This window comes from Micromonospora hortensis (assembly GCF_022230935.1).
Lineage (GTDB): Bacteria > Actinomycetota > Actinomycetes > Mycobacteriales > Micromonosporaceae > Micromonospora > Micromonospora hortensis.
This window is the reverse complement of sequence record NZ_JAKKFE010000027.1, coordinates 21834-47621: the sequence shown is the minus strand read 5'-3', so window position 1 is coordinate 47621 and position 25788 is coordinate 21834. Positions and strand designations below refer to the sequence as shown.

At 72.8% G+C, this 25788-nt stretch carries 27 protein-coding genes; 9 read left to right on the top strand and 18 right to left on the bottom strand.

The genetic code is table 11. The features are described 5' to 3' along the window. The first annotated feature begins 570 nt into the window (after positions 1-570). From NIE111_RS21015 to NIE111_RS21005, 3 genes are all read left to right on the top strand, one after another. A complete protein-coding gene (locus NIE111_RS21015) occupies positions 571-1326 on the top strand; it encodes an ABC transporter ATP-binding protein (protein ID WP_238686022.1) in 756 nt (251 codons plus the stop codon). Continuing rightward, a complete protein-coding gene (locus NIE111_RS21010) occupies positions 1323-2078 on the top strand; it encodes an ABC transporter permease (RefSeq protein WP_238686021.1) in 756 nt (251 codons plus the stop codon). Before NIE111_RS21015 ends, NIE111_RS21010 begins: the two co-directional genes overlap by 4 nt. 95 nt (positions 2079-2173) lie before the next feature. Then, positions 2174-2770, top strand: coding sequence for a TetR/AcrR family transcriptional regulator (locus NIE111_RS21005; RefSeq protein WP_238686020.1), 597 nt, complete (start codon positions 2174-2176; stop codon positions 2768-2770). Between the two features lie 174 nt (positions 2771-2944). Here NIE111_RS21005 and NIE111_RS21000 read toward each other — a convergent pair whose 3' ends face one another. The 3 genes from NIE111_RS21000 to NIE111_RS20990 form a co-directional block, all read right to left on the bottom strand. Further along, a complete protein-coding gene (locus NIE111_RS21000) occupies positions 2945-3694 on the bottom strand; it encodes a DUF2470 domain-containing protein (protein ID WP_238686019.1) in 750 nt (249 codons plus the stop codon). Between the two features lie 83 nt (positions 3695-3777). Beyond that, positions 3778-5568, bottom strand: a complete 1791-nt coding sequence (locus tag NIE111_RS20995; RefSeq protein WP_238686018.1) for an ABC transporter ATP-binding protein — start codon at positions 5566-5568, stop codon at positions 3778-3780. A gap of 114 nt (positions 5569-5682) precedes the next feature. Next, entirely contained in the window at positions 5683-7566 is a 1884-nt protein-coding gene (locus tag NIE111_RS20990) for an ABC transporter ATP-binding protein (RefSeq protein WP_238686017.1), read from the bottom strand. A gap of 172 nt (positions 7567-7738) precedes the next feature. On the opposite strand from NIE111_RS20990, the gene NIE111_RS20985 reads away from it, so the two are divergent. The 3 genes from NIE111_RS20985 (at position 7739) to NIE111_RS20975 (ending at position 11407) form a co-directional block, all read left to right on the top strand. Further along, positions 7739-8368: a TIGR03085 family metal-binding protein gene (locus NIE111_RS20985; RefSeq protein ID WP_238686016.1), complete on the top strand. Its 630-nt coding sequence runs from the start codon at positions 7739-7741 to the stop codon at positions 8366-8368. A 199-nt stretch (positions 8369-8567) separates the two neighbouring features. Further along, positions 8568-9443 carry a terpene synthase family protein gene (locus NIE111_RS20980; RefSeq protein ID WP_238686015.1) on the top strand — a complete coding sequence of 292 codons (876 nt, stop codon included), beginning with the start codon at positions 8568-8570 and terminating at the stop codon, positions 9441-9443. A gap of 137 nt (positions 9444-9580) precedes the next feature. Next, positions 9581-11407 carry an AMP-dependent synthetase/ligase gene (locus tag NIE111_RS20975; protein ID WP_238686014.1) on the top strand — a complete coding sequence of 609 codons (1827 nt, stop codon included), beginning with the start codon at positions 9581-9583 and terminating at the stop codon, positions 11405-11407. 66 nt (positions 11408-11473) lie between these two features. Here the strand turns inward: NIE111_RS20975 and yczR are convergent, their stop codons facing one another. Beyond that, positions 11474-12928, bottom strand: coding sequence for a MocR-like transcription factor YczR (yczR, locus tag NIE111_RS20970; RefSeq protein ID WP_238686013.1), 1455 nt, complete (start codon positions 12926-12928; stop codon positions 11474-11476). A 59-nt stretch (positions 12929-12987) separates the two neighbouring features. Here yczR and yczE point away from each other — a divergent pair, with 59 nt between their 5' ends. Both yczE and NIE111_RS20960 read left to right on the top strand, forming a co-directional pair. Further along, positions 12988-13659: a membrane protein YczE gene (gene yczE, locus NIE111_RS20965; protein ID WP_238686012.1), complete on the top strand. Its 672-nt coding sequence runs from the start codon at positions 12988-12990 to the stop codon at positions 13657-13659. A gap of 101 nt (positions 13660-13760) precedes the next feature. Next, entirely contained in the window at positions 13761-14222 is a 462-nt protein-coding gene (locus NIE111_RS20960; RefSeq protein ID WP_196924558.1) for a hypothetical protein, read from the top strand. A 5-nt stretch (positions 14223-14227) separates the two neighbouring features. Here NIE111_RS20960 and hisF read toward each other — a convergent pair whose 3' ends face one another. The 12 genes from hisF to hisD all read right to left on the bottom strand — a co-directional run bounded on the left by hisF (position 14228) and on the right by hisD (position 22438). Beyond that, the gene (hisF, locus tag NIE111_RS20955; protein ID WP_112582731.1) at positions 14228-14995 is read right to left on the bottom strand and encodes an imidazole glycerol phosphate synthase subunit HisF; all 768 of its coding nucleotides are present in this window, start codon (positions 14993-14995) and stop codon (positions 14228-14230) included. A gap of 73 nt (positions 14996-15068) precedes the next feature. Further along, positions 15069-16064 carry an NADP-dependent oxidoreductase gene (locus NIE111_RS20950; protein ID WP_238686011.1) on the bottom strand — a complete coding sequence of 332 codons (996 nt, stop codon included), beginning with the start codon at positions 16062-16064 and terminating at the stop codon, positions 15069-15071. A 47-nt stretch (positions 16065-16111) separates the two neighbouring features. Next, a complete protein-coding gene (locus NIE111_RS20945; protein WP_274531454.1) occupies positions 16112-16543 on the bottom strand; it encodes an organic hydroperoxide resistance protein in 432 nt (143 codons plus the stop codon). Positions 16544-16548: 5 nt separating this feature from the next. Beyond that, positions 16549-16995, bottom strand: coding sequence for a MarR family winged helix-turn-helix transcriptional regulator (locus NIE111_RS20940; protein WP_091407758.1), 447 nt, complete (start codon positions 16993-16995; stop codon positions 16549-16551). 81 nt (positions 16996-17076) lie between these two features. Further along, positions 17077-17466 (bottom strand): RidA family protein, encoded by a 390-nt coding sequence (locus NIE111_RS20935; protein WP_238686009.1) that lies wholly within the window; start codon positions 17464-17466, stop codon positions 17077-17079. Further along, positions 17463-18188: a bifunctional 1-(5-phosphoribosyl)-5-((5-phosphoribosylamino)methylideneamino)imidazole-4-carboxamide isomerase/phosphoribosylanthranilate isomerase PriA gene (priA, locus tag NIE111_RS20930; protein ID WP_091407754.1), complete on the bottom strand. Its 726-nt coding sequence runs from the start codon at positions 18186-18188 to the stop codon at positions 17463-17465. The genes NIE111_RS20935 and priA overlap by 4 nt, the downstream gene beginning before the upstream one ends. A 14-nt stretch (positions 18189-18202) precedes the next feature. Continuing rightward, positions 18203-18526, bottom strand: coding sequence for a hypothetical protein (locus NIE111_RS20925; protein WP_238686008.1), 324 nt, complete (start codon positions 18524-18526; stop codon positions 18203-18205). A gap of 36 nt (positions 18527-18562) precedes the next feature. After that, positions 18563-19195 (bottom strand): imidazole glycerol phosphate synthase subunit HisH, encoded by a 633-nt coding sequence (hisH, locus tag NIE111_RS20920; RefSeq protein ID WP_238680159.1) that lies wholly within the window; start codon positions 19193-19195, stop codon positions 18563-18565. A 13-nt stretch (positions 19196-19208) separates the two neighbouring features. Beyond that, positions 19209-19379, bottom strand: coding sequence for a CG2302 family histidine operon protein (locus NIE111_RS20915; protein ID WP_167362522.1), 171 nt, complete (start codon positions 19377-19379; stop codon positions 19209-19211). Between the two features lie 58 nt (positions 19380-19437). Next, positions 19438-20049 (bottom strand): imidazoleglycerol-phosphate dehydratase HisB, encoded by a 612-nt coding sequence (gene hisB, locus NIE111_RS20910; protein WP_030334475.1) that lies wholly within the window; start codon positions 20047-20049, stop codon positions 19438-19440. Beyond that, on the bottom strand, positions 20046-21119 hold the full coding sequence (locus NIE111_RS20905) for a histidinol-phosphate transaminase (RefSeq protein WP_238686007.1): 1074 nt from the start codon (positions 21117-21119) through the stop codon (positions 20046-20048). Before NIE111_RS20905 ends, hisB begins: the two co-directional genes overlap by 4 nt. Next, complete coding sequence (gene hisD / locus NIE111_RS20900; protein WP_238686006.1) at positions 21116-22438, bottom strand: histidinol dehydrogenase; 1323 nt, start codon at positions 22436-22438, stop codon at positions 21116-21118. Before hisD ends, NIE111_RS20905 begins: the two co-directional genes overlap by 4 nt. Before the next feature lie 106 nt (positions 22439-22544). Here hisD and NIE111_RS20895 point away from each other — a divergent pair, with 106 nt between their 5' ends. Next, on the top strand, positions 22545-23252 hold the full coding sequence (locus NIE111_RS20895; RefSeq protein ID WP_238686005.1) for an LON peptidase substrate-binding domain-containing protein: 708 nt from the start codon (positions 22545-22547) through the stop codon (positions 23250-23252). Here NIE111_RS20895 and NIE111_RS20890 read toward each other — a convergent pair. Both NIE111_RS20890 and NIE111_RS20885 read right to left on the bottom strand, forming a co-directional pair. Beyond that, positions 23167-23991, bottom strand: a complete 825-nt coding sequence (locus tag NIE111_RS20890) for a DUF2567 domain-containing protein (RefSeq protein ID WP_238686004.1) — start codon at positions 23989-23991, stop codon at positions 23167-23169. The two genes, NIE111_RS20895 and NIE111_RS20890, sit on opposite strands and share 86 nt — an antisense overlap. Before the next feature lie 55 nt (positions 23992-24046). Then, positions 24047-25744: a MinD/ParA family ATP-binding protein gene (locus tag NIE111_RS20885; RefSeq protein WP_443677124.1), complete on the bottom strand. Its 1698-nt coding sequence runs from the start codon at positions 25742-25744 to the stop codon at positions 24047-24049. Positions 25745-25788 lie beyond the last annotated feature (44 nt).

Genomic DNA, 25788 nt, shown 5'->3' with positions numbered 1-25788 from the left:
CTGGCAGAGCACCGGCAGGTCGATCCGGGGCCGCCAGTGCGGGTCGGCCCAGAGCAGCCGCGCCGGCGCGGTGACCGGCAGCCCGAACGCCCAGTCGGCCGGTTCGCCCAAGCGGTCCACCCAGGACCGGATGTCCCGGGCGGCCACCGAGACGTGAGTGACCTGGCCTGCGGACTCGTCGAGGTAGGCCCGGCGGGCCGCGTACGGGGCGCCGCCGACCAACACGTCGAGGTCCACGTCGCTGTGCGCGGTGGCGGCACGGCGGGCGTGGCTGCCGCGCAACAGGATGCCGACGACCGGCCGCTCGGCGGCCTGCCGCAACCGCGCGGCCCAATCCTCAAGAAAACCGCTATCCGGTAACGGAGCGTGACCCACCGCGCCATCGTGCCGTACGTCCGATCGGCGCGCAATGCCCGTTGGCGGACTTCGTGTCCGGTCCGGAGCCTACTGCCCGTTCTCGCGCTCCGCGCCACGGCGGGCCAGCCTGACATCGGTGCGGGCGTTGCGCCCGACGCGGTATTTCATCTAGCGTTGAGTTCAACAGGTGATGAGTTTAGGTGGAGGTGTGTGATGGACGATGCGATAGCCGTCCGAGACCTGGTCGTGGACCGGGGTGGGCGGCGGGTGCTGGACGGCATCAGCTGCCGGGTTCCGCGCGGTGCGGTCACCGGGCTGCTCGGCCCCAGTGGCAGCGGCAAGACCACGTTCATGCGCGCGGTGGTCGGGGTGCAGGTCGTCAGCGGCGGAACGGTCACCGTGCTCGGCCAACCGGCGGGCACTCCCGCGCTGCGGCACCGGGTGGGTTACCTGACCCAGGCGCCGAGCGTCTACGCCGACCTGACCGTCCGGGAAAACGCCCGCTACTTCGCGGCCCTCTACGGGCGTGGGCGCGCCGAGGCCGACCGGGCGATCAGCGACGTCGGGCTGGCCGAGGCCGCCGGTCAACTGGTCGGCACCCTCTCCGGCGGTCAACGCAGCCGAGCCTCGCTGGCATGTGCCCTGGTCGGGGAGCCTGAGCTGGTCATCCTCGACGAGCCGACAGTCGGCCAGGACCCGGTGCTGCGGGCCGACCTGTGGGCCCGGTTCCACGCGATGGCCGCCGCCGGCACCACCCTGCTGGTGTCCAGCCACGTCATGGACGAGGCGGCGCGCTGCGACCAACTGCTGCTGATCCGCCAGGGGCGGTTGATCGCCGACGACAGCCCGGCCGCGATCCGCGCCGCCGCCGGAGTGGACGACCTCGACGAGGCGTTCCTGCGGCTCATCCGGGCCGGCGAGGCCGCCTCCACCAGCACCGACGTGACAGCCGCACGGGAGACAGCATGAACGCGCGAATTCTCGCCGCCACCACCGGGCGCATCCTGCGTCAGCTCCGGCACGACCGGCGGACCATCGCGCTGCTCGTGGTGGTGCCGGCCGTCCTGCTCACCCTTGTCTACTTCATGTACGCCGACCAACCGACACCGCCCGGCCAGCCGACCACCTTCGACCGGATCGCGCTGGTGATGCTCGGCATCTTCCCCTTCGTGATCATGTTTCTGGTGACCAGCATCGCCATGCTGCGGGAACGCACCTCGGGCACGCTGGAGCGGCTGCTCACCACCCCGCTGGGCAAGCTCGATCTGCTCTTCGGGTACGGCATCGCGTTCGGGCTGGCCGCCGCCGTGCAGGCAGCCGTCGCCGCCGCGGTGGCGTACTGGATCTTCGATCTGGAGACCGCCGGCAGCATCGGGCTGGTGCTCGGGATCGCCGTGCTCGACGCCGTGCTCGGCGTCGCCCTCGGGCTGCTGTGCAGCGCCTTCGCGCGCACCGAGTTCCAGGCAGTACAGTTCCTGCCAGTCGTGGTGGTCCCCCAACTGCTGCTCTGCGGGCTGTTCGTGGCCCGCGACCAGATGGCCGGCTGGCTCCAGGCGCTCAGTGACGCCTTCCCCCTGTCGTACGCCATCGAGGCGTTGCAGGAGGTCGGCGCCCACGCCGAGCCGACCGGCCGGATGTGGCGCGACGTCGCTGTGGTGTTCGGCGCGGTCGTGCTGGCGCTGGTGCTCGCGGCGGCCACCCTGCGGCGACGCAGCGGCTGACCGCCAGCGTCGGGGGCGGCGGCCAGCGCGGCAGCCGACCCCGGCGTGGGCGGGCCGGTCCACGACGGGCCGAGGCGGACGAACGAAGGGCGGCGATGACGCGGCGGACCGGCCGGCGACCCGGCAACCCGGGCACCCGGGAGGCGATTCTCGACGCGGCGCGGACGGCGTTCGCCGAACGTGGCTACGACGCCGCCTCGATCCGGGGCATCGCCGGTACGGCGCAGGTCGACCCGGCGCTCGTGCACCACTACTTCGGCAGCAAGGATCAGCTCTTCCTGGCGGCGATGAACTTTCCGGTCGACCCCGGTCAACTGGTGCCGAAGGTGCTCGCCGGCGACCGGGACGGCGTCGGTGAGCGGATGGTGCGCATCTTCCTCGGCGTCTGGGACTCTCCGACCGGCAGCGCGGCACAGGCACTGCTGCGCTCCGCGGTGAGCAACGAGTGGACCGCTCGGCTGCTGCGTGAGTTCGTCACCACCCAGGTGCTGCGCCGGGTGCTGGAGAACCTCGACGTCGACCCGGTCGAGCTACCGCTGCGTGGCTCGCTGGTGGCCACCCAGATGATCGGGCTGGCCATGATGCGGCACGTGGTGCGCCTTGAGCCGGTCGCCTCGGCGGATCCGGAAACCCTGGTGGCCGCGATCGGCCCCACGATCCAGCGTTACCTCACCGGCCCGCTACCGAGCTGACCCGACGGCGCCACCGAACCCCGACCCCGACGCGATCTTGCACTTTCTGTCCCGACCAAAGGGATATACCACGCGTACCGACGACCGAAAGTGCAAGATCGGCGGGGTGGGACGGGCGGGGCGGCGCGGTGCGGGGCGGCGCGGTGCGGGGCGGCGCGGGGCGGGGCGGGGCGGTTAGCGCGGGGGGCGGGCGTCGGCTGTTAGTCGCAGCGGCGGCAGCACTTGGGGCAGCTCGGCCGGGTCGTCCACCGGGCCGGGGAAGGCCAGCCGGACGCGACGGCGGGCGCCGGGTTGGCCGAGGGCCACCACCAGCCCGTAGCGGTCGATGCGCACCACCCGGGGCGGCCCGTCCGGGGTCTGCCCGGTCAACCCGAGCTGCCGGCGCAGGTACTCCGTCACCTGGGCGCCGTGGCACTCGGCGAGGTCGGCGAGCAGGCGGGCCTCGACCGGGTGCACCGGGTCGGGCTCGGCCTCGGCGTACTCCACCGGGTCGATCCGGTGCACGACGCCGGCCCGCTCCCAGCGGACCTCGACCACCTCGAAGCGGAACAGCCGGAACCGGGTGCCCAGGTCGAGCAGGTCGCCGGTCGGCTCCACAGCGGCGAACTCGACAGCCGCGTGGCGGGCCTCGTCGCCGCGCAGTTCGGCCGCCCAGCCGGACACCCAGGCGCGACCCAGGCCGGGCGCGCCGGCGGCGGGCGGCAGGTCGAGCACGTCGAGCACCACGGCGACGTCGCTGCCCCCGGCGGCCGGTTGCAGGGCGGCGGCCAGGTGGCTGGCCGCCGGCACCAGCAGCAACACCCGCCCGTCCGAGTCGGTGACGTGCCGGGCGTGGTGCGGGCCCGGCCGGTGGGCCAGGTGCACGAGGCCGGGCAGGCGCCCGGCGACGAGGGTACGGACGATCTCGGCGGAGTTGGGCCGCATGGGCGCGACCTCCTTCAAAGGTTAGGCTTACCTAACCGGAGCCTAGAGCACCCGCCCGTCGGCGTCCACCACACCGCCGCACCTCACCGGGTCTGCTCCAGCCAGGAGGCGTAGAGCAGGCCGTACACCGAGTCGGCGTCGCGAACCAGCTCGTCGTGCGAGCCGCGCTGCACCACCCGACCACGGTCCACCACGATCACCTCGTCGGCGGCCTGCGCCGTGGAGAGCCGGTGCGCGATGGCGAGGGTGGTCCGACCCCGGGTGACAGCGTCCAACGTGCGTTGCAACCGCACCTCCGTCGCCGGGTCCACAGCGCTGGTCGCCTCGTCGAGCACCAGCAGGTCCGGGTCGGCCACGTACGCGCGGGCCAGCGCGACAAGCTGCCGCTCCCCGACGCTGAGCGCCTCGCCGCGCTCCCCGACCGGAGTGTCCAGGCCCGCCGGCAGACCCTCCAGCCAGTCCGACAGGCCCAGCTCGGTGAAGGCGGCGCTCAACTGCTCGTCGGTCAACTCCGGGCGGGCGAACCGGACGTTGTCCCCCACCGTCGCGTCGAAGAGGAACCCGTCCTGCGGCACCATCACCACGCGGGAGCGCAGCGAGCCGAACCGGACGTCGGTCAGCGGCACCCCGGACAGCAGCACCGCCCCGGCCGACGGGTCCATCAGCCGGGTCAGCAACTTGGCGAACGTGGTCTTGCCGCTGCCGGTCTCACCGACCACCGCCACCCGGCTCTTCGCCGGGATCTCCAGGTCGATGTCGTGCAGCACCGGCGGACCACCCGGATAGGCGAACCGCACACCGGAGAACCGGATGTCCAGCGGCCCGCCCGGCAGCTCCCGCCCCTGCTCCCCCGGGTCGGCCACGTCCGGGGCGACGTCCAACACGTCCAGCACCCGACGCCAACCGGCGATCGCGTTCTGCGCCTCGTTGAGCACCTCGGTCGCGATCTGCACCGGCTGGATGAACAGCGTCACCAGGAAGAGGAACGCGGTCAGCTGACCGATCGACAGCGTGCCGTCGACGCCCAACAGCACGCCGAGCACCACCACACCGGCCAGCGCCAGCCCCGCCGCCAACTCGCCGACCGAGCTGCCCACGATGCTGATCCGGATCGCCCGCTGCTGCGCCAGCCGCTGCCGGTCGATCGCCTCGTCCAGCCGCCGCTCGGTGCGCCCGGCGATTCCGTACGCCCGGATCACGGGCGCGCCCACCACGCTCTCGCCGATCGCGCCGAGCAACGTCCCGGTGCGTTGGCGCACAGTCGCGTACGCGCTGCCGAGGCGACGTTGCAACTGCCGGATCACGAACACCGCCGGCAGGAACGCGGCCAACACCACAAGTGTCAACTGCCAGGAGTACGCCAGCATGACGGCGGTGGTGACCACCAGCTGACCGAGGTTGACCAGCAGGATCACCCCGCCCCACTGGAGGAACTGGGTGATCTGGTCCACGTCGCTGGTGACCCGCGACACCAGCGAACCGCGCCGCTCCGACTGCTGGTGCAACATCGACAGGTCGTGCACGTGGCGGAACGCGCGCGTCCGCACGTTGGCCAGCGCCGTCTCGCTGACCGTGAAGAGCCGGCGCATCATCAGGTAGCCGCAGATCGTGGTGATCGTCAGGATCGCCGTGGTGATCGCCACCACCGTCCAGACCACGTTCAGATTCAGACCACCGACGAGGCCCCGGTCGATGCCCTGCTGCACGGCGACCGGCACGGCGACCCGACCGACCATGTAGACCAACGCCAGGGCCAACGTACCGGCCAGACCGATCCGTAGTTCCGGCGAGAGCGCCAGGCCCCGACGCAGGGTCTGCCAGGTCGTCTCCTGCCGGGTCTCCGGCGTGTCACTCGTTTCCGTCGTCGCGCTCACCGGGCCCGCCTTTCGTTCGCGACTGCGGGGCTCCGCTGCGCTGCACTCCTCGCGCTCACCGGTCTGGCCTTTCGTTCGCGACTGCGGGGCTCCGCTGCGCTGCACTCCTCGCGCTCACCGGTCCACCTCGATCTCCAGGCCCGACGGCAGCGGTGCCACGTCGTCGCCGTAGGAACGTTCCTGTGCCCGCTCCACCTCGGCCTGCTCGTAGGCGGTGACCAGGTCGACGTAGCCGGGCACGGTGGCCAACAACTCGCTGTGGGTGCCTCGGGCGACCACCCGTCCCTGCTCCACGTAGATGACCTCGTCGGCGAGGGCGATGGTGGCCCGGCGGTACGCCACCACCAGGATCGACGCGGCCGGAACTCCCGCCTCCGTGGTCGACGACCGCAGCCCCGCCAGGATGGCCGCTTCCACTCGAGGATCGACAGCGCTCGTCGCGTCGTCGAGCACCAGCAGGCGCGGGCGACCGGCCAGCGCGCGGGCCAGGGTGAGACGCTGCCGCTGCCCGCCGGAGAGCGAGGTGCCCCGCTCGCCGACCAGGGTGTCCAGACCATCGGGCAGCGCGGCGACGAAACCGTCCGCCTCGGCCAGCCGCAGCGCCGCCCAGACCACCTCGTCGTCGACACCGGGCCGGTCGAGGGCGATGTTGGCGCGGACCGTGTCGTCGAAGATGAAGGGCACCTGGGCGACCAGTGCCACGGTGCCGGCCAGCGACGCGGAGGTCAGCTCGCGCACGTCCACGCCGTCCAGGTTCACAGTGCCGGAGTCCGGGTCGACGAGACGCACCGCCAGCGAGGCGATGGTGGACTTGCCGGCGCCGGTCGGCCCCACCAGGGCCACCGTCCGACCGGCGGGCACCGTGAAGCCGACCTCGCCGAGGACCTGCGCGCCGGGCGGGTGCGCTTCGGCCGGCGGGTAGGAGTAGTGCACGTCGTCGAAGGTGAGGGTGGCCGGGCCGGCGCCGGCCGGGTCGAGCACCCGCTGCCCGTACGGCATCTCGCCGGTGGCGTCGAGGACCCGGCGCACCCGGTCCCAGCCGGCGACGCTGCGCGGCAGCTCGGCCAGCACCCAACCGATGGCCCGCACCGGGAAGGCCAGCACAGTGAAGAGGAAGGCCACGCTGACCAGCTCGGTGACGCTGATCGCGCCCTGGCGCAGCCGGAACGCCCCGACCACCAGCACGGCCAGGGTGCCGAGGCTGGGCAGCGTCTCCAGCAGCGGGTCGAAGATGCCGCGCAGCCGGCCGACAGCGATCAGCGAGTCGCGCAGCTCACCGGCGCGGCCCGCGAACCGGGCGGTCTCCTGGGCCTCGCGGCCCATCGTCTTGACCACCAGTGCGCCGTCGAAGCTCTCGTGGGCGATGCCGCTGACCTCGGCGCGCAGGCGCTGTGCCCGGGCCTGCCGGGGGGCCATCCGGCGGGAGTAGACGACGTTGAGCGCGAACAGCGCGGGGAAGACCGCGAGCCCGACCAGGGCGAGCGCCCAGTCGGTGGCGAAGAGCGACACGATCGCGCCGACAAGCATCACCAACGTGCCGACGGCGAACGGCAGCGGCGCGATCGGGTACCAGGCCGCTTCCACGTCGGAGTTGGCGTTGGACAGCAGGGTGCCGGTGGAGTTGCGGTGGTGCCAGGACAGCGGCAGCTCCAGGTACCGACGGGTCACCCGGCGGCGGTAGGAGGCCTGGAGGCGGTACTGCATGTAGCCGGCGCCGAGCCGGCGGCCGAAGATGCCCGCCACCCGCAGCACGCTGATCCCGAACAACGCGGCCGCGGCCAACGCCAGGGTGCCGGCGCCCACCTCGCCGCGTTCGATGGCCGGAAGCGCCACCTCACCGATGACCGACCCGACCACCCGGGCGCTGACAATGATCATCCCGCCGAAGAGCACGCTGCCGACGACCGCCACCGAGAAGATCCGCGGTTGCTCACGGATCGCCTGCCGCAGGACCCCCAGCCCTCGACTGAGAACGTCCCGACTTGTCTTGCTCGCCACGCTCTCCCCCGCCGTAAGCCGCAATTATCTCCCTCATCCTTACCGGTCGGGGCCAGTGCCGCCGACCCTGACTGGATATGTCGACCATCACGTACCGGACGGCGGCGTGCCGTCGGCGTCGACCGGCGTCCGCTGTCGCGCGCCGACGGGCCGCCGGGCCTACGATCGGGCCATGCCGCGGTACGCCCGAGCCGAGCGCGAGGCGCTGGCCGATCTTCTCCTGGCCCTCGGGCCGGACGCCCCGACCATCAACGAGGGCTGGGCGACCCGTGACCTCGCCGCGCATCTGGTGCTGCGGGAGCGCCGTCCGGACGCGGCGGGTGGGATAGTGCTGCCGCCGCTGCGCGGCTACGCCGAGCGGGTCCGTCGGCGACTCGCCGCACGGCCCTACCCCGAGTTGGTGGCACAGGTGCGCCGACCGCCGGTGTGGAGCCCGGTCAGCAACCCGCTGACCGACGAGTTGGCCAACACGATGGAGTTCTTCATCCATCATGAGGACGTCCGGCGGGCCGGCTCCGGGTGGCAGCCGCGCGATCTGCCGGTCGGCCTGCAGAGCGCGCTCTGGAAGCGCGCGGCCCCGATGGCCCGGCTGGCGCTGCGGCGTTTTCCGGCGGACCTCTACGTGCAGGCGCCGGGCCACGGTGAGGTCTCCCTCGGCCGCGGTGGTGAGCCGCTGCGCCTGGTCGGCGCCCCGGCTGAGCTGGTGCTGTTCTTCTCCGGCCGGCAACGGGTGGCCCGGGTCCAACTGAACGGCTCGGCGGAGGCGGCTCAGCGGCTACGCACCGCCCACCTGGGCATGTAACCACCTGTACGTAAACGGTCACCGAACGACTGTGGAATTTCCCACACCCAGCGAAACATGCTGATACCTCCTCCCGTACGCTTCACCGCGCCGCTCCGCGCCGGGCGGCACGGAGTGGGGGCACACTGTGCGGGACTTCGCGATTTCGGCGCTGCGGGAACCCCCGTTTCCCACGGGCCGCCACGGGGCCACGGACCAGGTGGCGAGTGAGAGCATCGACTGGGCGCGCACGTTCGGGCTGGTCGATTCCAGCCAACGCGTGCACCGCCTGGAGCGGGCCGACGCCGCCGGACTGGCCGGACGCGCCTGCCCGGACGGCTCAATCGAGGGCCTGCGGCTGCTCACCGACCTGATCAGCTGGCTTTTCGTGATGGACGACGCCTGCGACGAGGACGGCCTCGGCGCCGACCCGGTCCGACTGGGCCCGGCGATCAGCACCCTGCTCGACGTGCTGGACCGGTGCGGTGACCCGTACGTCGCGCCGCCCGCCGTCGGGCCACTGGGTGACGCGCTGCACGACCTCTGCCGCCGGACCCGACTGCACGATCACGCCGGACTGCTGCTGCGGTTCGTCAGCCAGATGCGCGAGTACCTGTTGGCGCTGCTCTGGGAGGCGGGCAACCGGGAACGTCGACGCGTGCCCGAGGTGGCGGAGTACGTGCAGCTACGCCGGCACATCGGCGGCGTGCATCCCTGCCTCACCCTGACCGACCTGGCGTCGACGCGGCCCTCCGGGCCGACCCAGCGCGCCAACCCGGGGCTGGTCGCCCTGGACCTGCTGGCGGTGGACCTGGTCTGCTGGTGCAACGACCTCTTCTCCTACGGCAAGGAGAGCCAGGCCGACCCGGACGCGCACAACCTCGTCACTGTGCTCGCCCAGGACAGCGACGCGGACGAGGTGACAGCGCTCCGTAGTGCGGCACACCGGTTCAACCAGGGTTTGGCGACGTACCTGGACGCGGAGGAGGCGCTGCGCGCCGCCGGCGACGACGGGATCCGCGACGCCCTGGCCGCCCGGCGCAACTGGGTCCGGGCCACCTACGACTGGTCAGTGGTGGCCGCCCGGTACGCCTGATCGGCCGTACCGGTTGATGGGACGGGCCGGCCGGACGATCACCAGGGCTAGCCGATGCACGGCAACAGGCAATACTCTTCGGTAACCATCATGACGTGACGACCGTCACGCCACCACCCCCGAAGGCGGCTACAGCGATGGCTCTCGATGTACCGTACCGCTCCATCCCGGACATGTTCCTCAAGCGCGTGGCGGCCACCCCCGACCGGTTCGCGTTCGCGTCCCCGAACTCCGACGACTCGGGACCGGTCTGGCTGACCTGGGCACAGGTCGGCCAGCGCGCCAAGGCGGTCGCCGCCGGCCTGCACGGCCTGGGCGTCGGCCAGGAGGACCCGGTCGCGATCCTCGCCAACACCCGGCTGGAATGGGTGATCGCCGACCTCGGCATCATGTGCGCCGGCGGCGCGACCACCACCGTCTACCCGACCACCGAACCGGCCGACGCGACGTACATCATCGCCGACTCCGGGTCGAAGGTGCTGTTCGCGGAGAACCCGGCCCAGGCGGCGAAGATCGGCGGGGCGTCCCTGCCCGCGCTCACCCACGTGGTGCTCCTCGACGGCGCCGTCGACCCGAACGCCGCGATCGCGCAGTTGACACTCGCCGACCTGGAGGAACGCGGCACCCAGGCGCTGGCCGCCGAGCCGGAGCTGATCGACATGCTGGTGGCCGGCATCGGCCCGGACCACCTGGCCACCCTGATCTACACCTCCGGCACCACCGGCCAACCCAAGGGCGTCGAGCTGCTGCACGGCGGCTGGTGCTGGGAGGCCGTGGCCCAGGCCGACGTCGGGCTGCTGCGCGACGACGACCTGCAGTACCTGTGGCTGCCGCTGGCCCACTCGTTCGGCAAGACCCTGCTCTGCGGTGCCATCCACGTCGGCCTGCCCACCTACGTCGACGGGCGGGTGGACAAGCTGGTCGACCTTCTCTCGGTCATCCGCCCAACGCTGATGTGCGGCGCGCCCCGGGTGTTCGAGAAGGTCTACAACAAGGCAGTGACCACCGCGCAGGGCGCCGGCGGCGCGAAGGCGAAGATCTTTGGCTGGGCCGTCGGCGTCGGCAAGGAGAAGGTCGCCCTGGAGCAGGCCGGCAAGCCGGTGCCGGCCGGGCTGAAGCTGCGCTACGGGCTGGCCGAGAAGCTGGTGTTCAGCAAGCTCCAGGCCCGCCTGGGCGGGCGGATGCGGGTGCTGGTGTCCGGCGCCGCGCCGCTCAGCCCGGAGATCGCCACCTTCTTCGCCGCCGCGAACCTGCCGATCTCCGAGGGCTACGGTCTGACCGAGACCAGCGCCGGCAACTTCGTCAACCCCCCGGCCGGGCTGCGCATCGGCACCGTGGGCCGGGCGATGGGCGACCTGGAGTGCAAGATCGACACCGACGGGGAGATCCTGGTGCGGGGTCGGCCGGTGATGCGCGGCTACCACAACCTGCCGGAGGAGACCGCCGCCTCGTTCACCGAGGACGGTTTCTTCCGTACCGGTGACATCGGCAGCCTGGACGAGCAGGGCTACCTCCGCATCACCGACCGCAAGAAGGACCTGGTCAAGACCTCGGGCGGCAAGTACATCGCGCCGTCGCACATCGAGGGCATGTTCAAGGCCATCTGCCCGTACACCTCGCAGGCGGTCGTCGTCGGTCAGGCCCGCAACTTCTGCACGATGCTGGTCACCCTGGACCCGGACGCCATCCGGGGCTGGGTCGCCGGCGGCCCTCTCGAAGGGCGCAGCTACACCGAGATCGTCGCGTCGGCTGAGGCCCAGACGATGGTCGAGGAGTACGTCGCCCAGCTCAACGCCAAGCTCAACCGCTGGGAGACGATCAAGAAGGTGGCCATCCTGCCGCGCGACCTGACGATCGAGGACGGCGAGATCACCCCGTCGTTGAAGATCAAGCGGCGTGGGGTGGAGAGCAACTTCGCCGCCGAGATCGACAAGATGTACGCCGGCACCCTCGCCGAGCTCTGACGCGTCGCCGGTGGCCCCGTACCCGAGCGGGTGCGGGGCCACCGGCGTTCGTGGCAGCGAGGCCGCTCAGGCGATGACGGCCGGCTCGCGCCACCGCTGGCGGCCGGCCCGGTCCAGGTCGTAGCGGATCGCCGCGATCCGCCCCACGGCCTCCACGAGGTCCGCCGCGGGCAGGGTGAAGGGCAGCCGCAGGAAACGCTCCAGGGTGCCGTCCAGGCCGAACCGGGGGCCGGGGGCCAGCCGTACGCCGACCTCCTCCGCGGCCCGGGCCAGCGCGCTCGAGACCGGGCCGTCCAACTCGGCCCACAGCGTCACGCCACCCCGTGGCACTGTGACCCGCCACTCCGGCAGTTGGTGCGCGAGCGCGCCGAGCAGGGCGTCCCGCTGGACGGCCAACTGGACGCGGCGGTCGGCGACGATGGCCTCGGCGTCGGCGAGCAGGTGCACCGCCACCAGTTGGTCCAGCACCGGGCTGGCCATGTCGACCCCGACCCGCACGGCGGCCAGCCGCTGCACCTGCGGCGCTGACGCGCGCACCCAGCCGATCCGTAGACCACCCCAGTAGGGCTTGCTCATCCCGCCGATGCTGACCACCCGGCTGTGCCGGTCGTAGGTGGCGACCGGGGGTGGCACCTCGGTGCCGTCCATCGACAGGTCCACGAAGGACTCGTCGATGATCAGATCGGTGCCGACCGCGTGCGCGGTGGCGACCACACGCTCGCGGAGTGGGGCGGGCATCAGGTGCCCCGTCGGGTTCTGGAACTCGGGAATCAGGTAGGCCAGTTTGGGTCGGGTCTGTCGGAGGCTGCCCAGCAGGAGGTCGGCCTCCCAGCCGGCGTCGGCGGCCAGCCCGTGGGTGCTGATCCGGGCCCGCCGGCCGGCCAGCGCGGCGAGGGCGTTGGGGTAGGTCGGGGACTCGACCAGCACGGTGCCGCCCGGGGCCAGGGCGAGCCGCAGCACCAGATCCAGTGCGTGCTGGGTGCCGCTGGTGACCATGATCTGGTCGGCCGAGGTGGGCAGACCCCGGGCGGTGTACGCGTCGGCCACCGCCTCGCGCAGCTCGATGATGCCGGTCGGGTGGTAGCCGGCCCCGCTCAGGTATCGGGGCAGGTCCTCGGCGGCGGCCCGCGCGGCCGACAGCAGTTGCGGCGGTGCGGCCAGCGCGGCGACGCCGAGGTCGAGCATCTCCCGGTCGTCCAGCGGGGTCCACAGGCCGGTGCTGGCCACCCGGTGGTTGCCGGGCAGCATCGTCCAGCTACCGGCGCCCCGCCGGCTGGCGAGGTGCCCGGTCTCGCGTAGCTGCCGGTAGGCGGCGGTGACAGTGGTCCGGCTGATTCGCAGCGCCTCGGCCAGCTCCCGTTCGGCCGGGAGGCGGACGCCCAGCGGCAGCCGGCCGTCGGCGAGCAGCCCGCGCACCGAGCCGGCCAGCGCGGCGTAGTCGGGGCTGCGGCGGCGGCCGGGCAAGGAATGCCACTGCCCGAGCAGACGGGCCAATTGGACGCCGCGAACCTGCCCGCTCATAGCCACTCCTCGAATATTGGCTTCTTCCTCGACGAGGATTGGCACCTAGGGTGGCATGCATGGCACTGCTTGGCAATCTGCGGCACCGGCCGGTTCGACGGTTGGTCCAGCTCTACCTCGGGCTCACGGTCTACGGCGTCAGCATGGCCCTGATGATCCGCTCCGACCTGGGCCTCGACCCGTGGGACGTGTTCCACCAGGGGCTCTCCGAGTTGACCGGGCTCTCCTTCGGCACCGTCACCATCGGCGTCGGCGCGCTGGTCCTGCTGCTCTGGATCCCGCTGCGGCAGCGGCCCGGCCTCGGCACTGTCAGCAACGTCGTGGTGATCGGCCTGGTCGTGGACGCCACACTGGCCCTGCTGCCCGCGGGTGGCCCGCTCAGCGTCCGGACCGCGATGCTGATCACCGGGATCGTCGCCAACGGCGCCGCCACCGCTCTCTACCTCGGCGCCCGGTTGGGGCCCGGCCCCCGCGACGGTCTGATGACCGGGTACGTGGCCCGCCGGCCCGGCCGGTCGATCCGACTGGTGCGCACCGTCATCGAGGTCACCGTGCTGGCGCTGGGCGCGCTGCTCGGCGGCACTGTCGGCGTGGGCACCGTCGCGTACGCGCTGGCCATCGGCCCTCTGGCCCAGTTCTTCATCCCGCTGTTCGCCGTGCCGCAGGGCACCGCCGCGGACAGCGCCGCGCCCCCGCCGGGCGACCCCGCGCCGGCCGCCCCGGCCGGCTGAGCCCTCACCGACCGTCCGCGAACCGGTACGTGGCGGTGGTGCCGCGCACCGGTTCGTGGGTGGGTGTTCCCTTCCGTGACGCGCGCCGTCATCATCTCTGCATGGGGGAGAACGGTTGGCGCTGGAACGATGCCTGGATCTTCGTGTCGCTCGTCATCGCGAGCGGGGCCGGACGGCATCGTCGATCGGCGACAAGCCGACGGCCGGAGGGCGTCCGCCTGACCGACGTGCTCTCCACCGCCGACCACCTCAACCACGCGATTCCGCAGCGACACGAGGTGGAAGCCGCGGTCCAGCGGCTGGTCGGCGCCGGGCTGGTCAGCGTCGCCGACGGCTGGTTCCGGATCACCGCCGAGGGTGAGCAGCTCTGGCGTACCCGCCCGCGCGCGGGGGTGGCGACCATGGTGGACACGGTGCAGGGTGTGTTGACCCGCCGGCACGCGCCCGGCAGCGCGGACTGGATCCTGGACGAGGCCGACCACGCGGCTGCCGTCCAGGAATACGCGGTGCGGTCGATCCCGTCGCCCCGGCGGTCACCGGAGGGGCACTCCGGCGAGCGCTGAGCGGCTCAGCGCACCGGATGGCCGCCGAGGCGCAGCGCGTCCTTGACCTCGGCGACGGTCAGCTCGCCGAAGTGGAAGACGCTGGCAGCCAGCACCGCGTCCGCGCCGGCGCCGATCGCCGGCGGAAAGTGGGCCACCTCGCCGGCACCTCCACTGGCCACCACCGGCACGTCCACCACCGCGCGCACCGCGGCGATCAGCTCCAGGTCGAAGCCCGCCTTGGTGCCGTCGGCGTCCATCGAGTTGAGCAGGATCTCCCCCGCGCCCAGCTCGGCGCCCCGGTGCGCCCACCACACGGCGTCGATGCCGGTGCCACGCCGACCCCCGTGGGTGGTGACCTCGAAGCCGCTGGGCGTGCCGCCGTTCGGCGAGCGCCGCACGTCGAGGGAGAGCACGAGCACCTGCCGGCCGAACCGGTCGGCGATCTCGGCGATCAGCTCCGGACGGGCGATGGCGGCGGTGTTCACGCCGACCTTGTCCGCGCCCGCGCGCAGCAGCGTGTCCACGTCGGCGACCTGCCGGACCCCACCGCCGACGGTCAGCGGGATGAACACCGACTCGGCGGTGCGGCGCACCACGTCGAGCATGGTGCCCCGGTCGCTGGAGGACGCCGTGACGTCGAGGAAGGTCAACTCGTCAGCGCCGGCCCGGTCGTACGCGGCGGCCAGCTCCACCGGATCGCCGGCGTCACGCAGGTCGAGGAAGTTGACCCCCTTGACCACCCGCCCGGCGTCCACGTCCAGACAGGGGATCACCCGTACCGCCACCGTCATGCCGCGAGCCTATCCTCCGCACGCGGCACGGCGGTCGACCCGATCGGGTCGACCGCCGCGAGAGAGGCCTGGGTCACACCTTGACGAGCATCTTGCCGAGGTTGTCGCCGCGCAGCACGCCGATGAACGCCTCCGGAGCGTTCTCGATGCCGTCCACGATCGTCTCGTCGTAGGACAGCGTGCCGTCACGCAGCCAGCCCGAGACGTCGCGTACGAACGCCGCCCGCACGTCGTTGTGGTCGTTGACCAGGAAGCCGCGCAGGGTGAGCCGCTTGCCGATGACCAGCGCCAGGTTGCGCGGGGCGGCCGGCGGCTCGGTGGCGTTGTACTGCGCGATCATGCCGCAGATGGCCACCCGGCCGTGCAGGTTCATGGCCGAGATCGCGGCCTCCAGGTGGTCACCCCCGACGTTGTCGAAGTAGACGTCGACGCCGTCCGGGGCGGCCGCGCGCAGCGACTCGCGGACCCCGTCGTGGTAGTCGAAGGCGGCGTCGAAGCCCAGCGCCCGCAGCCGCTCGACCTTGGCCGGCGAGCCGGCACTGCCGATCACCCGGCCGGCGCCCTTGAGCTTGGCGATCTGGCCGACCAGGCTGCCCACCGCGCCGGCCGCGGCGGAGACGAAGACCGTCTCGCCGGGCTTCATCGCGGCCACCTCCAGCAGACCGGCGTACGCGGTCAACCCGGTCATGCCGAGCACGCTCAGGTACGCGCTGACCGGGGCGATGCTCGGGTCGACGGGGCGGGCCGCGGTGGCGTCGAGCAGCGCGTACTCCCGCCAGCCCAGCCCGTGCAGGACTGTGGTCCCGACGGCGATGTCCGCCGCCTCGCTGGCCACCACCTCACCGATGGCGGCACCGTCGAGCGGCGCGTCGAGCGCGAACGGCGGCACGTACGACTTGACGTCGTTCATCCGCCCACGCATGTACGGGTCGACGGACATGTACTGGTTGCGGACCACGATCTGGCCCGGTCCGGGCGTCGGAACCTCGGTCTCGACGAGCCGGAAGGTGTCTTCGGTGGGCCAGCCCTGGGGGCGGCTGGCCAGGTGGATCTCGCGGTTGCTGGTCACGGGGTGGTCGTCCTCTCGTCCGCGGATGGGTGCCTGGGGCCGCGAGGTCACGCGGACAGGGTCTCGCGGACGGTCAGGGTGACGTCGACGTTGCCACGGGTGGCGTTGGAGTACGGGCAGACCTGGTGGGCCTGCTCGACGATCTGCTCGGCGACCTCGCGGGGCGCGGCGGGCAGGTCGACGACGAGCTGCACGGTGAGCCCGAAGCCCCCACTGCCGTTCGGGCCGATGCCCACCTCGGCGCCGACCACGGAACCGGTCACGTCGGCCTTGGCGCGTCGGGCCACCAGCCGCAGCGCGCTGTGGAAGCAGGCCGCGTAACCGGCGGCGAAGAGCTGCTCGGGGTTGGCCGCGCCACCGGCGCCGCCCATCTCCTTCGGCACGGCCAGGTCGAGCGTGAACGTGCCGTCGGAGGTCTCGACGTGGCCGTCCCGGCCGTCGCCGGTGGCGGTCGCGGACGCGGTGTAGACAACCTGCATGGTGGTCACTGCTCCTTCTGTCGGTGGATGGTGTCGGTGACCCGGGTGAGGGTGTCGCGCAGCGCGACGAGCTCGTCGAAGCCCAGCCCGGTGGCCTGCGCGATCCGCAGCGGGACGTCGCAGACCCGCTCGCGCAGCGCCCGGCCCTGCTCGGTGAGGCCCACCTCGACCCGCCGCTCGTCGCGGGCCGACCGCCGCCGCACCACCAGGCCCGCCCCCTCCAGCCGCTTGAGCAGCGGGGAGAGCGTGCCGGAGTCCAGCCGCAGCTCGGCGCCCAACTCGGACACCGTGGGGGCGTCGTCGGGACGCTCCCAGAGCACCAGCAGCGCCAGGTACTGCGGGTAGGTCAACCCGACCTCGTCGAGGATCGGCCGGTAGACGTCGGTCAGTGCGCGCGACGCGGCGTAGAGCGCGAAGCACACCTGCCGGCGCAGCACCAGGTCATCGGTCACCGCTGAACCGTAGCCCACAATTAAGTTGTGCACAACTTATCGGGCCGAGGGACGGCCCAGCAGGCCGCCCCCCGCAGCACCTCAGCGATCGCCGAGGTACGCCTCCAACTCCACCTCGACCAGGTGCTCCGGGTCCAGCAGACCGGCCACCACCACCAGGGTGGCCGCCGGCCGGACCGCGCCGAAGACCACGTTGTGCGCCCGGCCCACCTCGTCGGCGTGCAGCCGGTCCGTCACGTACATCCTGGTCCGGACCACATCGCCCGGCTCCGCACCCACCTCGGCGAGCGCGGCCAACCCGATCCGCAGCGCCTGCGCGGTCTGCGCGGCCGCGTCACCGACGTGCACCACCCGGCCGTCCACAGTCGACGTGCAACCGGCCGTCCAGGCCCGCTCACCGGCCCGGACCACCCGGGAGTACCCGTAGCGCTGCTCCCACGGGCCGCCCGACCCCAGCCGGGTCGTCGTCACGCCTCGGCCAGCGTCCGCAGCGCCTCGGCCACAGTGAAGGCACCCGCGTAGAGCGCCTTGCCGGCGATCACGCCCTCCACCCCGGCCGACTCCAGGGTCGCCAGCGCCCGCAGATCGTCCAGGGTGGACACACCACCCGAGGCGATCACCGGCCGGTCCGTACGGGCACACACCTCGCGCAGCAGATCCAGGTTCGGCCCACGCATCGTGCCGTCCTTGGTGATGTCGGTGACCACGTACCGACTCGCGCCCGCCTTGTCCAGCCGCTCCAGCACCTCGTACAGGTCACCACCGTCGCGGGTCCAACCCCGCGCCGACAGGGTGTGACCCCGCACGTCCAGCCCGATGGCCACGCGGTCGCCGTACTCCGCGACCACCCGGTCACACCAGACCGGGTCCTCCAGCGCGGCGGTCCCGATGTTCACCCGGGCCGCACCGGTGCCCAGCGCCGCGCGCAGCGACTCGTCATCACGGATGCCGCCGGAGAGCTCCACCTTCACGTCCAACTGGCGCACCACCTCCGCGAGCAGGTGCGCGTTCGTGCCCCGACCGAACGCCGCGTCCAGGTCGACCAGGTGGATCCACTCCGCGCCGTCCTGCTGCCAGGCCAGCGCCGCGTCCAACGGGTCGCCGTAGATGCTCTCGCTTCCGACGGCGCCCTGCACGAGCCGGACGGCCCGGCCGTCAGCGACATCCACGGCGGGTAACAGGGTGAGGCTCAAGGTCTTCTCCTCGATCAGGTACGACGGTCCAGGGCGATCACCACGATCGCCGGCAGTACGAGCAGCAAGAGCACGATCAGCGCGATACGCAACGCCAGGTTGTCGACGAACGTCCAGATCAGCAACAACGCCGCGCCGGTGAGCAGCACGATCGCGGCCCGCTCACCCCGAGTGTGCCGGGCCAGCCGCCCGGAGCGACCCCGCCGCAGCCGCGGCGTCAAGGTGCGGACCACGGCGCGGCGGCGTTGCCGCCGGGCGACCTGGCGCTGCCGGACCGCCCGTTCCCGGGCCTGCTCCGCCTCCCGCTCCGCCCGCCGGCGGGCGCGCTCCCGGCTCACCGCGACGCCCGTCGCTCGGGCACCGCGCGACGGCGCTCAGTCACCACTGGGCAACGTGGCGAGCCAGTTGCGCAGCAGCGCGGCACCGGTGTCGGCGGACTTCTCCGGGTGGAACTGGGCCGCCGACAACGAGCCACGCTCCACCGCCGCGACGAAATCCGTGTCGTGGTGGGCGGTGGTCACCGTGGCACCGGCAGCGGCCAGGGCCGCCGGGTCGCCCATCGCGTACGAGTGGACGAAGTAGAACCGGCTCCGCTCCGTCAACCCGGCGAACAGCACCGACTCCCGCGGCGCCCGGACCGTGTTCCAGCCCATGTGCGGCAACCGGGTGGCGGCCAGCCGGGTCACCCCACCGGGCAGCAACCCCAGCCCCTTGGTCACCACTCCATGCTCGTCACCGTGCTCGAAGAGCACCTGCATGCCCACGCAGATGCCGAGCACGGGCCGGCCGGCAGCCACCCGTTCGGCGATCACCGGGCCAGCGCCCAGCGCCTCGATCCCCGCCATGCACGCCGCGTACGCGCCGACACCCGGCACCACCAGACCATCGGCGGCAGCCGCCGCGGCCAGGTCGTCGGTCACCCGGACGTCCGCTCCGGCGGCGGCCAGCGCCCGCTCCGCCGAGCGCAGGTTGCCCGAGCCGTAGTCGAGCACCACCACGCCACTCATGTCGTCACCCCGATCACCCGTTCTCCGGCAGCAGCCGCAGCACCCCGGCGACGGTGGCGAGCACCGCGAGCGCCGCGGTGATCAGCACGGCGGCCTTCGGCGCGCCCTGCCGGTAGAGCGACCAGGTGCCGCCCACCAGCACCCCGGCCAGAATCAGCAGCAACGTCGGCAACGCGGCACCCATCAGAGCCACCTTCCAGTCGCGACTGCGGGGCTCCGCTGCGCTGCACTCCCCGCGCTCATCAGAGCGCGCCCTTCGTGCTCGGGATGGCCCCGGCCGACCGCGGGTCGATCGAGGTGGCCTCGCGCAACGCGCGGGAAACCGCCTTGAACTGCGCCTCCACCACGTGGTGCGCGTCCGGGTGACCACCCGGCCGGGCCGCCCGCAGCACGTCGACGTGCAGCGTGACCCGGGCCGCCTGGCCGAAGGACTCCCAGATGTGCCGGGTCATGCTGGTCGCGTACACCGGCCCGATGTACGGGGCGAGCACCGGCTCGTCGTGCACCACGTACGGCCGACCGGAGAGGTCCACCGCGGCCCTGACCAGCACCTCGTCCATCGGCACTGTCGCCGAGCCGTACCGCCGGATGCCGGCCTTGTCGCCCAGCGCCTGGTCGAACGCCGCACCCAGGGCGAGCGCGGTGTCCTCGATCGTGTGGTGCGCGTCGATCTCCAGGTCACCCACTGTGCGCACGGTCAGGTCGAAGCCGCCGTGCCGGGCGATCTGGTGCAGCATGTGGTCGTAGAAGCCAACGCCGGTGCTGATCTCGGCGGCACCGGTGCCGTCGAGATCGATCTCGACGAGGACCTTGGTCTCCTTGGTGATCCGTTCCACCCGGGCGGTCCGACTCATTGCGAAGTCTCCATTGCAGAAAGGAAGGCGTCGGTCTCGGCGGCGGTGCCGGCGGTCACCCGCAGCCAGCCGGGCAGGCCGACGTCACGGACCAGCACCCCCTGCGCCAGCAGGGCGTTCCAGACGATGGTCTGGTCGCCGCCCACCTCGAAGAGCACGAAGTTGGCGTCGCTGTCGGCGACCCGCAACCCCCGCTCGCGCAGCGTCGCCACGATCCGGTCCCGCTGCGCCATGATCGCGCTCACCGTACCGAGAAGGGCGTCGCGGTGGGCCACCGCCGCGCGTGCGGCGGCCTGGGTGAGCGCGGAGAGATGGTACGGCAAACGGACGAGCTGCACCGCCCGCACGACGGCCGGGTCGGCGGCCAGGTAACCCAGCCGGCCACCGGCGAAGCCGAACGCCTTGCTCATCGTCCGGGTGACCACCAGCCGTGGGTGGCCGGGCAGCACCGCGAGGGCGCTGACCGTCCCGGGTCGGGCGAACTCGGCGTACGCCTCGTCGACGACCACCATGCCGGGCGCGACGTCGAGCACCGCGGCGATCACCGCCGGGTCCAGTGCCGTGCCGGTGGGGTTGTTCGGCGAGCAGAGGAAGACCACGTCCGGCCTGTGCTCGCGGACCTGGGCGACCGCCTCCTCGGCGGTCAACCCGAAGTCGACGCCCCGCGCGGCGGGCACCCACCGGGTGCCGGTGCCGAGGGCCAGCAGCGGGTGCATCGAGTACGCCGGAACGAAGCCGAGCGCGGTGCGCCCCGGCCCGCCGAACGCCTGGAGCAGCTGCTGCTGGATCTCGTTGGAGCCGTTGGCCGCCCACACCTGCTCGACGGTGAGCCCGTGCCCGAGATATTCGGCCAGGTCGGCGCGGAGCGCCACAGCGTCCCGGTCCGGGTAGCGGTTCAGCTCGCGTAGCTCGGCCGCGAGCGCCTTGCCGATCGCCTCGACCACCGGCTCCGGCACCGGGTGGGAATTCTCGTTGGTGTTGAGCCGCACCGGCACGTCCAACTGCGGCGCCCCGTACGGCGACAGCCCCCGCAGGTCGGCCCGGATCGGCAGATCGTCCAGGCTGGTCACGCCGACCCTCCCGGGAAACGGGCCTGGACCGCCTGGCCGTGCGCGGGCAGGTCCTCCACGTTGGCAAGGGTGACCACGTGCGGGGCCACCTCGCGCAGCGCGGCCTCGGTGTATTCGATCAGGTGCACGCCGCGCAGGAAGGACTGCACCGACAGGCCGGAGGAGTGCCGGGCGCAGCCGCCGGTGGGCAGCACGTGGTTGGAGCCGGCGCAGTAGTCGCCGAGCGACACCGGCGACCAGGCGCCCACGAAGATCGCCCCGGCGTTGCGGACCCGCAGCGCCCACTCCCGGGCGTCGACCGTCTGGATCTCCAGGTGCTCGGCCGCGTACGCGTCGACCACCCGAAGCCCGGCCTCGAGATCGTCGACCAGGACCACGCCGCTCTGCTCACCGGTCAGCGCCGTGGTGACCCGCTCGGCGTGCTTGGTCGCCGGCACCTGCCGGGCCAACTCCGCCTCGACCGCCTCGACCAACGCCACCGACGGGGTGACCAGCACGCTCGCGGCGAGCGGGTCGTGCTCGGCCTGACTGATCAGGTCGGCGGCCACGTGCGCCGGGTCGGCGGTGTCGTCGGCCAGGATGGCGATCTCGGTCGGCCCGGCCTCGGCGTCGATGCCGACCACGCCGCGCAGCAGCCGCTTCGCGGCGGTCACCCAGATGTTGCCGGGGCCGGTGATCAGGTCGACGGGGTCGCACCGCAGCTCACCCGCCGGGTCCACCGCCGCGCCGTACGCCAGCATCGCCACCGCGTGGGCCCCGCCCACCGCGTACACCTCGTCGACGCCGAGCAGCGCGCACGCGGCGAGCACCCGGGGATCGGGCAGGCCGCCGTTGTCCTTCTGCGGCGGGCTGACCACCACCAGCGAGCGCACCCCGGCCGCCTGGGCGGGCACCACGTTCATCACCACAGTCGACGGGTACATCGCCAGGCCACCGGGCACGTAGAGGCCGACCCGGTCGACCGGCAGCCACCGCTCGGTGACGGTGCCGCCGGGCACCACCTTCGTGGTGTGGTCGGTGCGCCGCTGGTCGTCGTGCACCCGACGGGCCCGGGCGATGGACTCCAGCAGCGCGGCACGCACCGCCGGGTCGAGCACCCCCTCCGCCTCGGTGATCGCCTCGACCGGCACCCGCAGCACCTCCGGGGAGATGCCGTCGAACCGTTCACTGGCCTCCCGGATCGCTGGGTAGCCATGCTCACGGACCGCCTCCACCAGGGGCCGGATGCGCTCGACGGCGACGGACACGTCGAGCTGGGCACGGGGCAGCAGGCGGCGCGGGTCACCGAGACCGTCGCGCAGGTCGATCCGATTCAGCACCCTTGCGAGTCTAGGCGGCCGGCCCGACGTCCACCCGAGCCGCCCGTCCGCCGGGACGGTGAGCCGGGCCACGCCCCCGGGGGCGAGATTGGTTAGGCTCGACCATGTGACCGCACGGCTGCCGGTTTTCCCGCTCGCAACGGTGCTCTTTCCCGGGTTGGTGCTGCCGCTGCACATCTTCGAGGAGCGCTACCGGGCGCTGGTCCGGCACCTGGTCGGCCTGCCCGACGGCGCCCCGCGCGAGTTCGGCGTGGTGGCCATCCAGGCCGGCTGGGAGGTCGCGCCCGCCGGTCCCGCCGGCGCCCCGGCCGGGTCGAGCGCCGGCGAGGTGACGCTGCACGAGGTGGGTTGCACCGCCGAGCTGCGCCAGGTGACCGAGTTGACCGACGGTGGTTTCGACATCGTCACTGTCGGCCGCCGCCGGTTCCGCATCGCCGACATCGACGACAGCGCCGAGCCCTACCTGACCGCCGACGTCGAGTGGCTGCCCGACCCGGGCGGCCCGGACGAGGTGGCCGATCTGCTGGCCGCCCGGGTGATCGCGGTCTTCCGGCAGTACCTCGGCCTGATCCGCTCCGACCCGGAGGAGATCTCCGAGCAGTTGCCGGAGGACCCGACAGTGCTCTCGCACCTGGTGGCGGCGACCGCGGCGCTCACCGTCGACGACCGGCAACGGCTGCTGGCCATCGACGACACCGCCTCCCGGCTCCGCGCCGAGCTGCGGTTGCTCAGCCGCGAGGCGGCTCTGCTGCGTCAGGTGCGGGCGGTTCCGGTGCCGCTGTCGGAACTGGCGTCCCCGCCGACACCCAACTGAACTCCCCCGGCTCGGGCTCCGGGCGTAAACCCGGCCACCGCGACCAACCGGCCAGCAGGGTGTACATCACCGCGGCACCGAACGCCGGCAGCAGCAGGTTGCCGTGCGGCACCGGCAGCACGCCGAGCAGCCAGTCCACTCCACCGGCCCGCAGGTCGGCGGGTTTGCTGAAGGCCTGCCCGGCCGGGGCGGTCGCCAGCAGCCGGTCGAAGGCGGCCAGACCGATCCGCCGTCCCACCTGCCAGGCCACCGGCGCGGCGACCAGGGTGCCGAGCACCGCGGCGAGCAACCCGACCGGGCCGCGCCACCGACGCAGCACGAACCACAGGGCGAATGCCACGAGCAGCCCGAAGGCGAGCCCGAGCAGGCTGAACCAGCCGTCGGCGGCGATCGGCTGCTCCGGTTGCGGCTCGGCGTAGATCGCCCCCTCGGCGGTCTTGAGCACCGGGGTGTCCGGCGCGAGCGCGGCCCAGAGCAGCCCGAGGGGAACACCCAGCGCGGCCAGCGCGAGTACGACGCCCAGCACCGCCGCCAGGGCACGCAGCGGACGACGCGGCTCGTCGAACCGGAGCTCCAGCGAGCTCTGGTACGCCGCCGGCAGGTGGCCCGCACCGAACTCGCCCGGCGCCGCCCCGGTCGACCTGTCGACCTCCGGGTGTTGCGCGTCCGGCGTACGGGGTGGCGCGGGTTGGTCGGGCTCGTCGACGGGCCGCTCACGGTCGGGGTTGTCCGGGCTCACCCGATGATCCTCTCAGGCCCGGTGCGCGGCCGGGCTCCGGTGGCGGCAGACCAGCTCACCGGGCGAACGGCTCCACCATCATCGCCGCGGCCCGCAGCCACGCCTGCCGGGTCTCCGGTTGGAGCTGGTGGTACTCGATCGACGACCCGGTCTCCAGAGCCGGGTCGTACGGCACGACGGCCACGCCCCGGGTACGGGTGGCGAAGTGCCGCTCCAGGTCGTCCTGGAGCGTCGAGCGACCCGGGGTCGGGCAGGAGATGAGGGTGATCGCGTTGTCCGCCAACTCGCCCATGCCCTCCTCGTGCAGCAGGTCGAGCATCCAGTCCGCGCTGAACGCCGCGTCCTCCCGGGGCACTGTGGTCACCACCAGCTGATCGGCGGCCTGCATCACAGTGCGCCAGTTGGGGCTCTCCACGTTGTTGCCGGTGTCCACGCAGACCACGTCGTGGGTGCGCCGCAGCAGCTCCAGCACCCGTCGGACGGTGAACTGGTCCAGTCGCTGGGCGAAGCGCGGGCTCTCCTCGCCGGCCAGCACGTCGTACGAGCCGTCGGAGGCGTGCCGCAGGTAGTCGTCCAGCCGGTCCAGCAGGGTCGCGCCCTCCAGGATCTCGATCTGGGCCAGGTCGCTGATCAGGTGCCGGATCGTCCGGGCGTGCCGGGCGCTGCCGGCGCGCAGGCCGAGGGTGCCGCGCAGCTCGTTGTCGTCCCAGGCCAGCACGCCCTTGCCGCGGACGCTGCCAACCGTCGCCGCGGCGAGCACTGTGGCTGTCGTCTTGTGCACCCCGCCCTTGGGGTTGGCGAAGGCGAACACCCGGGGCGTGCCCAGGTCCCGTTGGAGCACCCCGTTGGCGCGCTCCTGCTCCTGGTCGACGGCCGGTGGGCGCCATTCGATCCGGGTCGGGTAGGCACGTTCGGCGACCGCCGAGCCGACCGCCGGGGCGGGTGGTGGCGGGACGGGCGGTGTGACCGGCACGGCGACCGGCGGCGCGGGCGGCGGGGCAACCGGCGGGGGCGGAGCGGCCGGGTAGCCGGTCTCCGGCTGGTAGCCGGTCTCCAGCAGGGCGTACCGCGACTCCAACGGCGGGTCGCCCGGTCGGTAGCCGTTGTCCAGCAACGCGTAGCGCGACGGGACCGGGTCGGGGTCGCGTGCCGGCGGCTCGGGCTCGGCCCGATACGTCGGCTCGGCCCGATAACCCGGCTCGGCCCGGTAGTCGGGCTCGGCCCGATAGCCGGGCGGGGCGAGGTAGCCCGGCTCGGCACGGTAGCCCGGCTCAGCGCGGTAGTCCGGCTCGGCACGATAGTCCGGCTCGGCACGGTAGCCCGGCTCGGCCCGGTAGCCCGGCTCAGCCCGATGGTCCGGCTCGGCGCGGTAGTCCGGCTGCTCGGTCCGGTACGCGGGCTCCGCTCGATAGTCCGGCTCGGCCCGATAACCCGGCTCGGTCCGATACGCGGGCTCGGCCCGGTAGTCCGGCTCGGCCCGGTAGGCGGGGTCCACCCGGTAGGTCGCCTCGGCCCGGTAAGCAGGCTCCGCGCCGTACGACAGGTCGGCCGGATGCCCGATGGCGGGTGCCCGCCCGGCGTAGCCGTTGGGGGCCGCACGCCGTGGCAGCGGGTCCGGCGGCGGTTCCTCGCCGCGCCGCTCCGGCTCGGTCTGCTCCGCGCCGCGACCGCCCAGCCGGGCACGGTCCAACAGCGCGCGCCACCGCGGCGCTGGTTCGGCCGGCCGGCCCCAGCCGGTCTCACTGCCCTCCACGGCCCGCCCTCCCAGCGCCATCGATCTCTGTCTGACAGGCTACG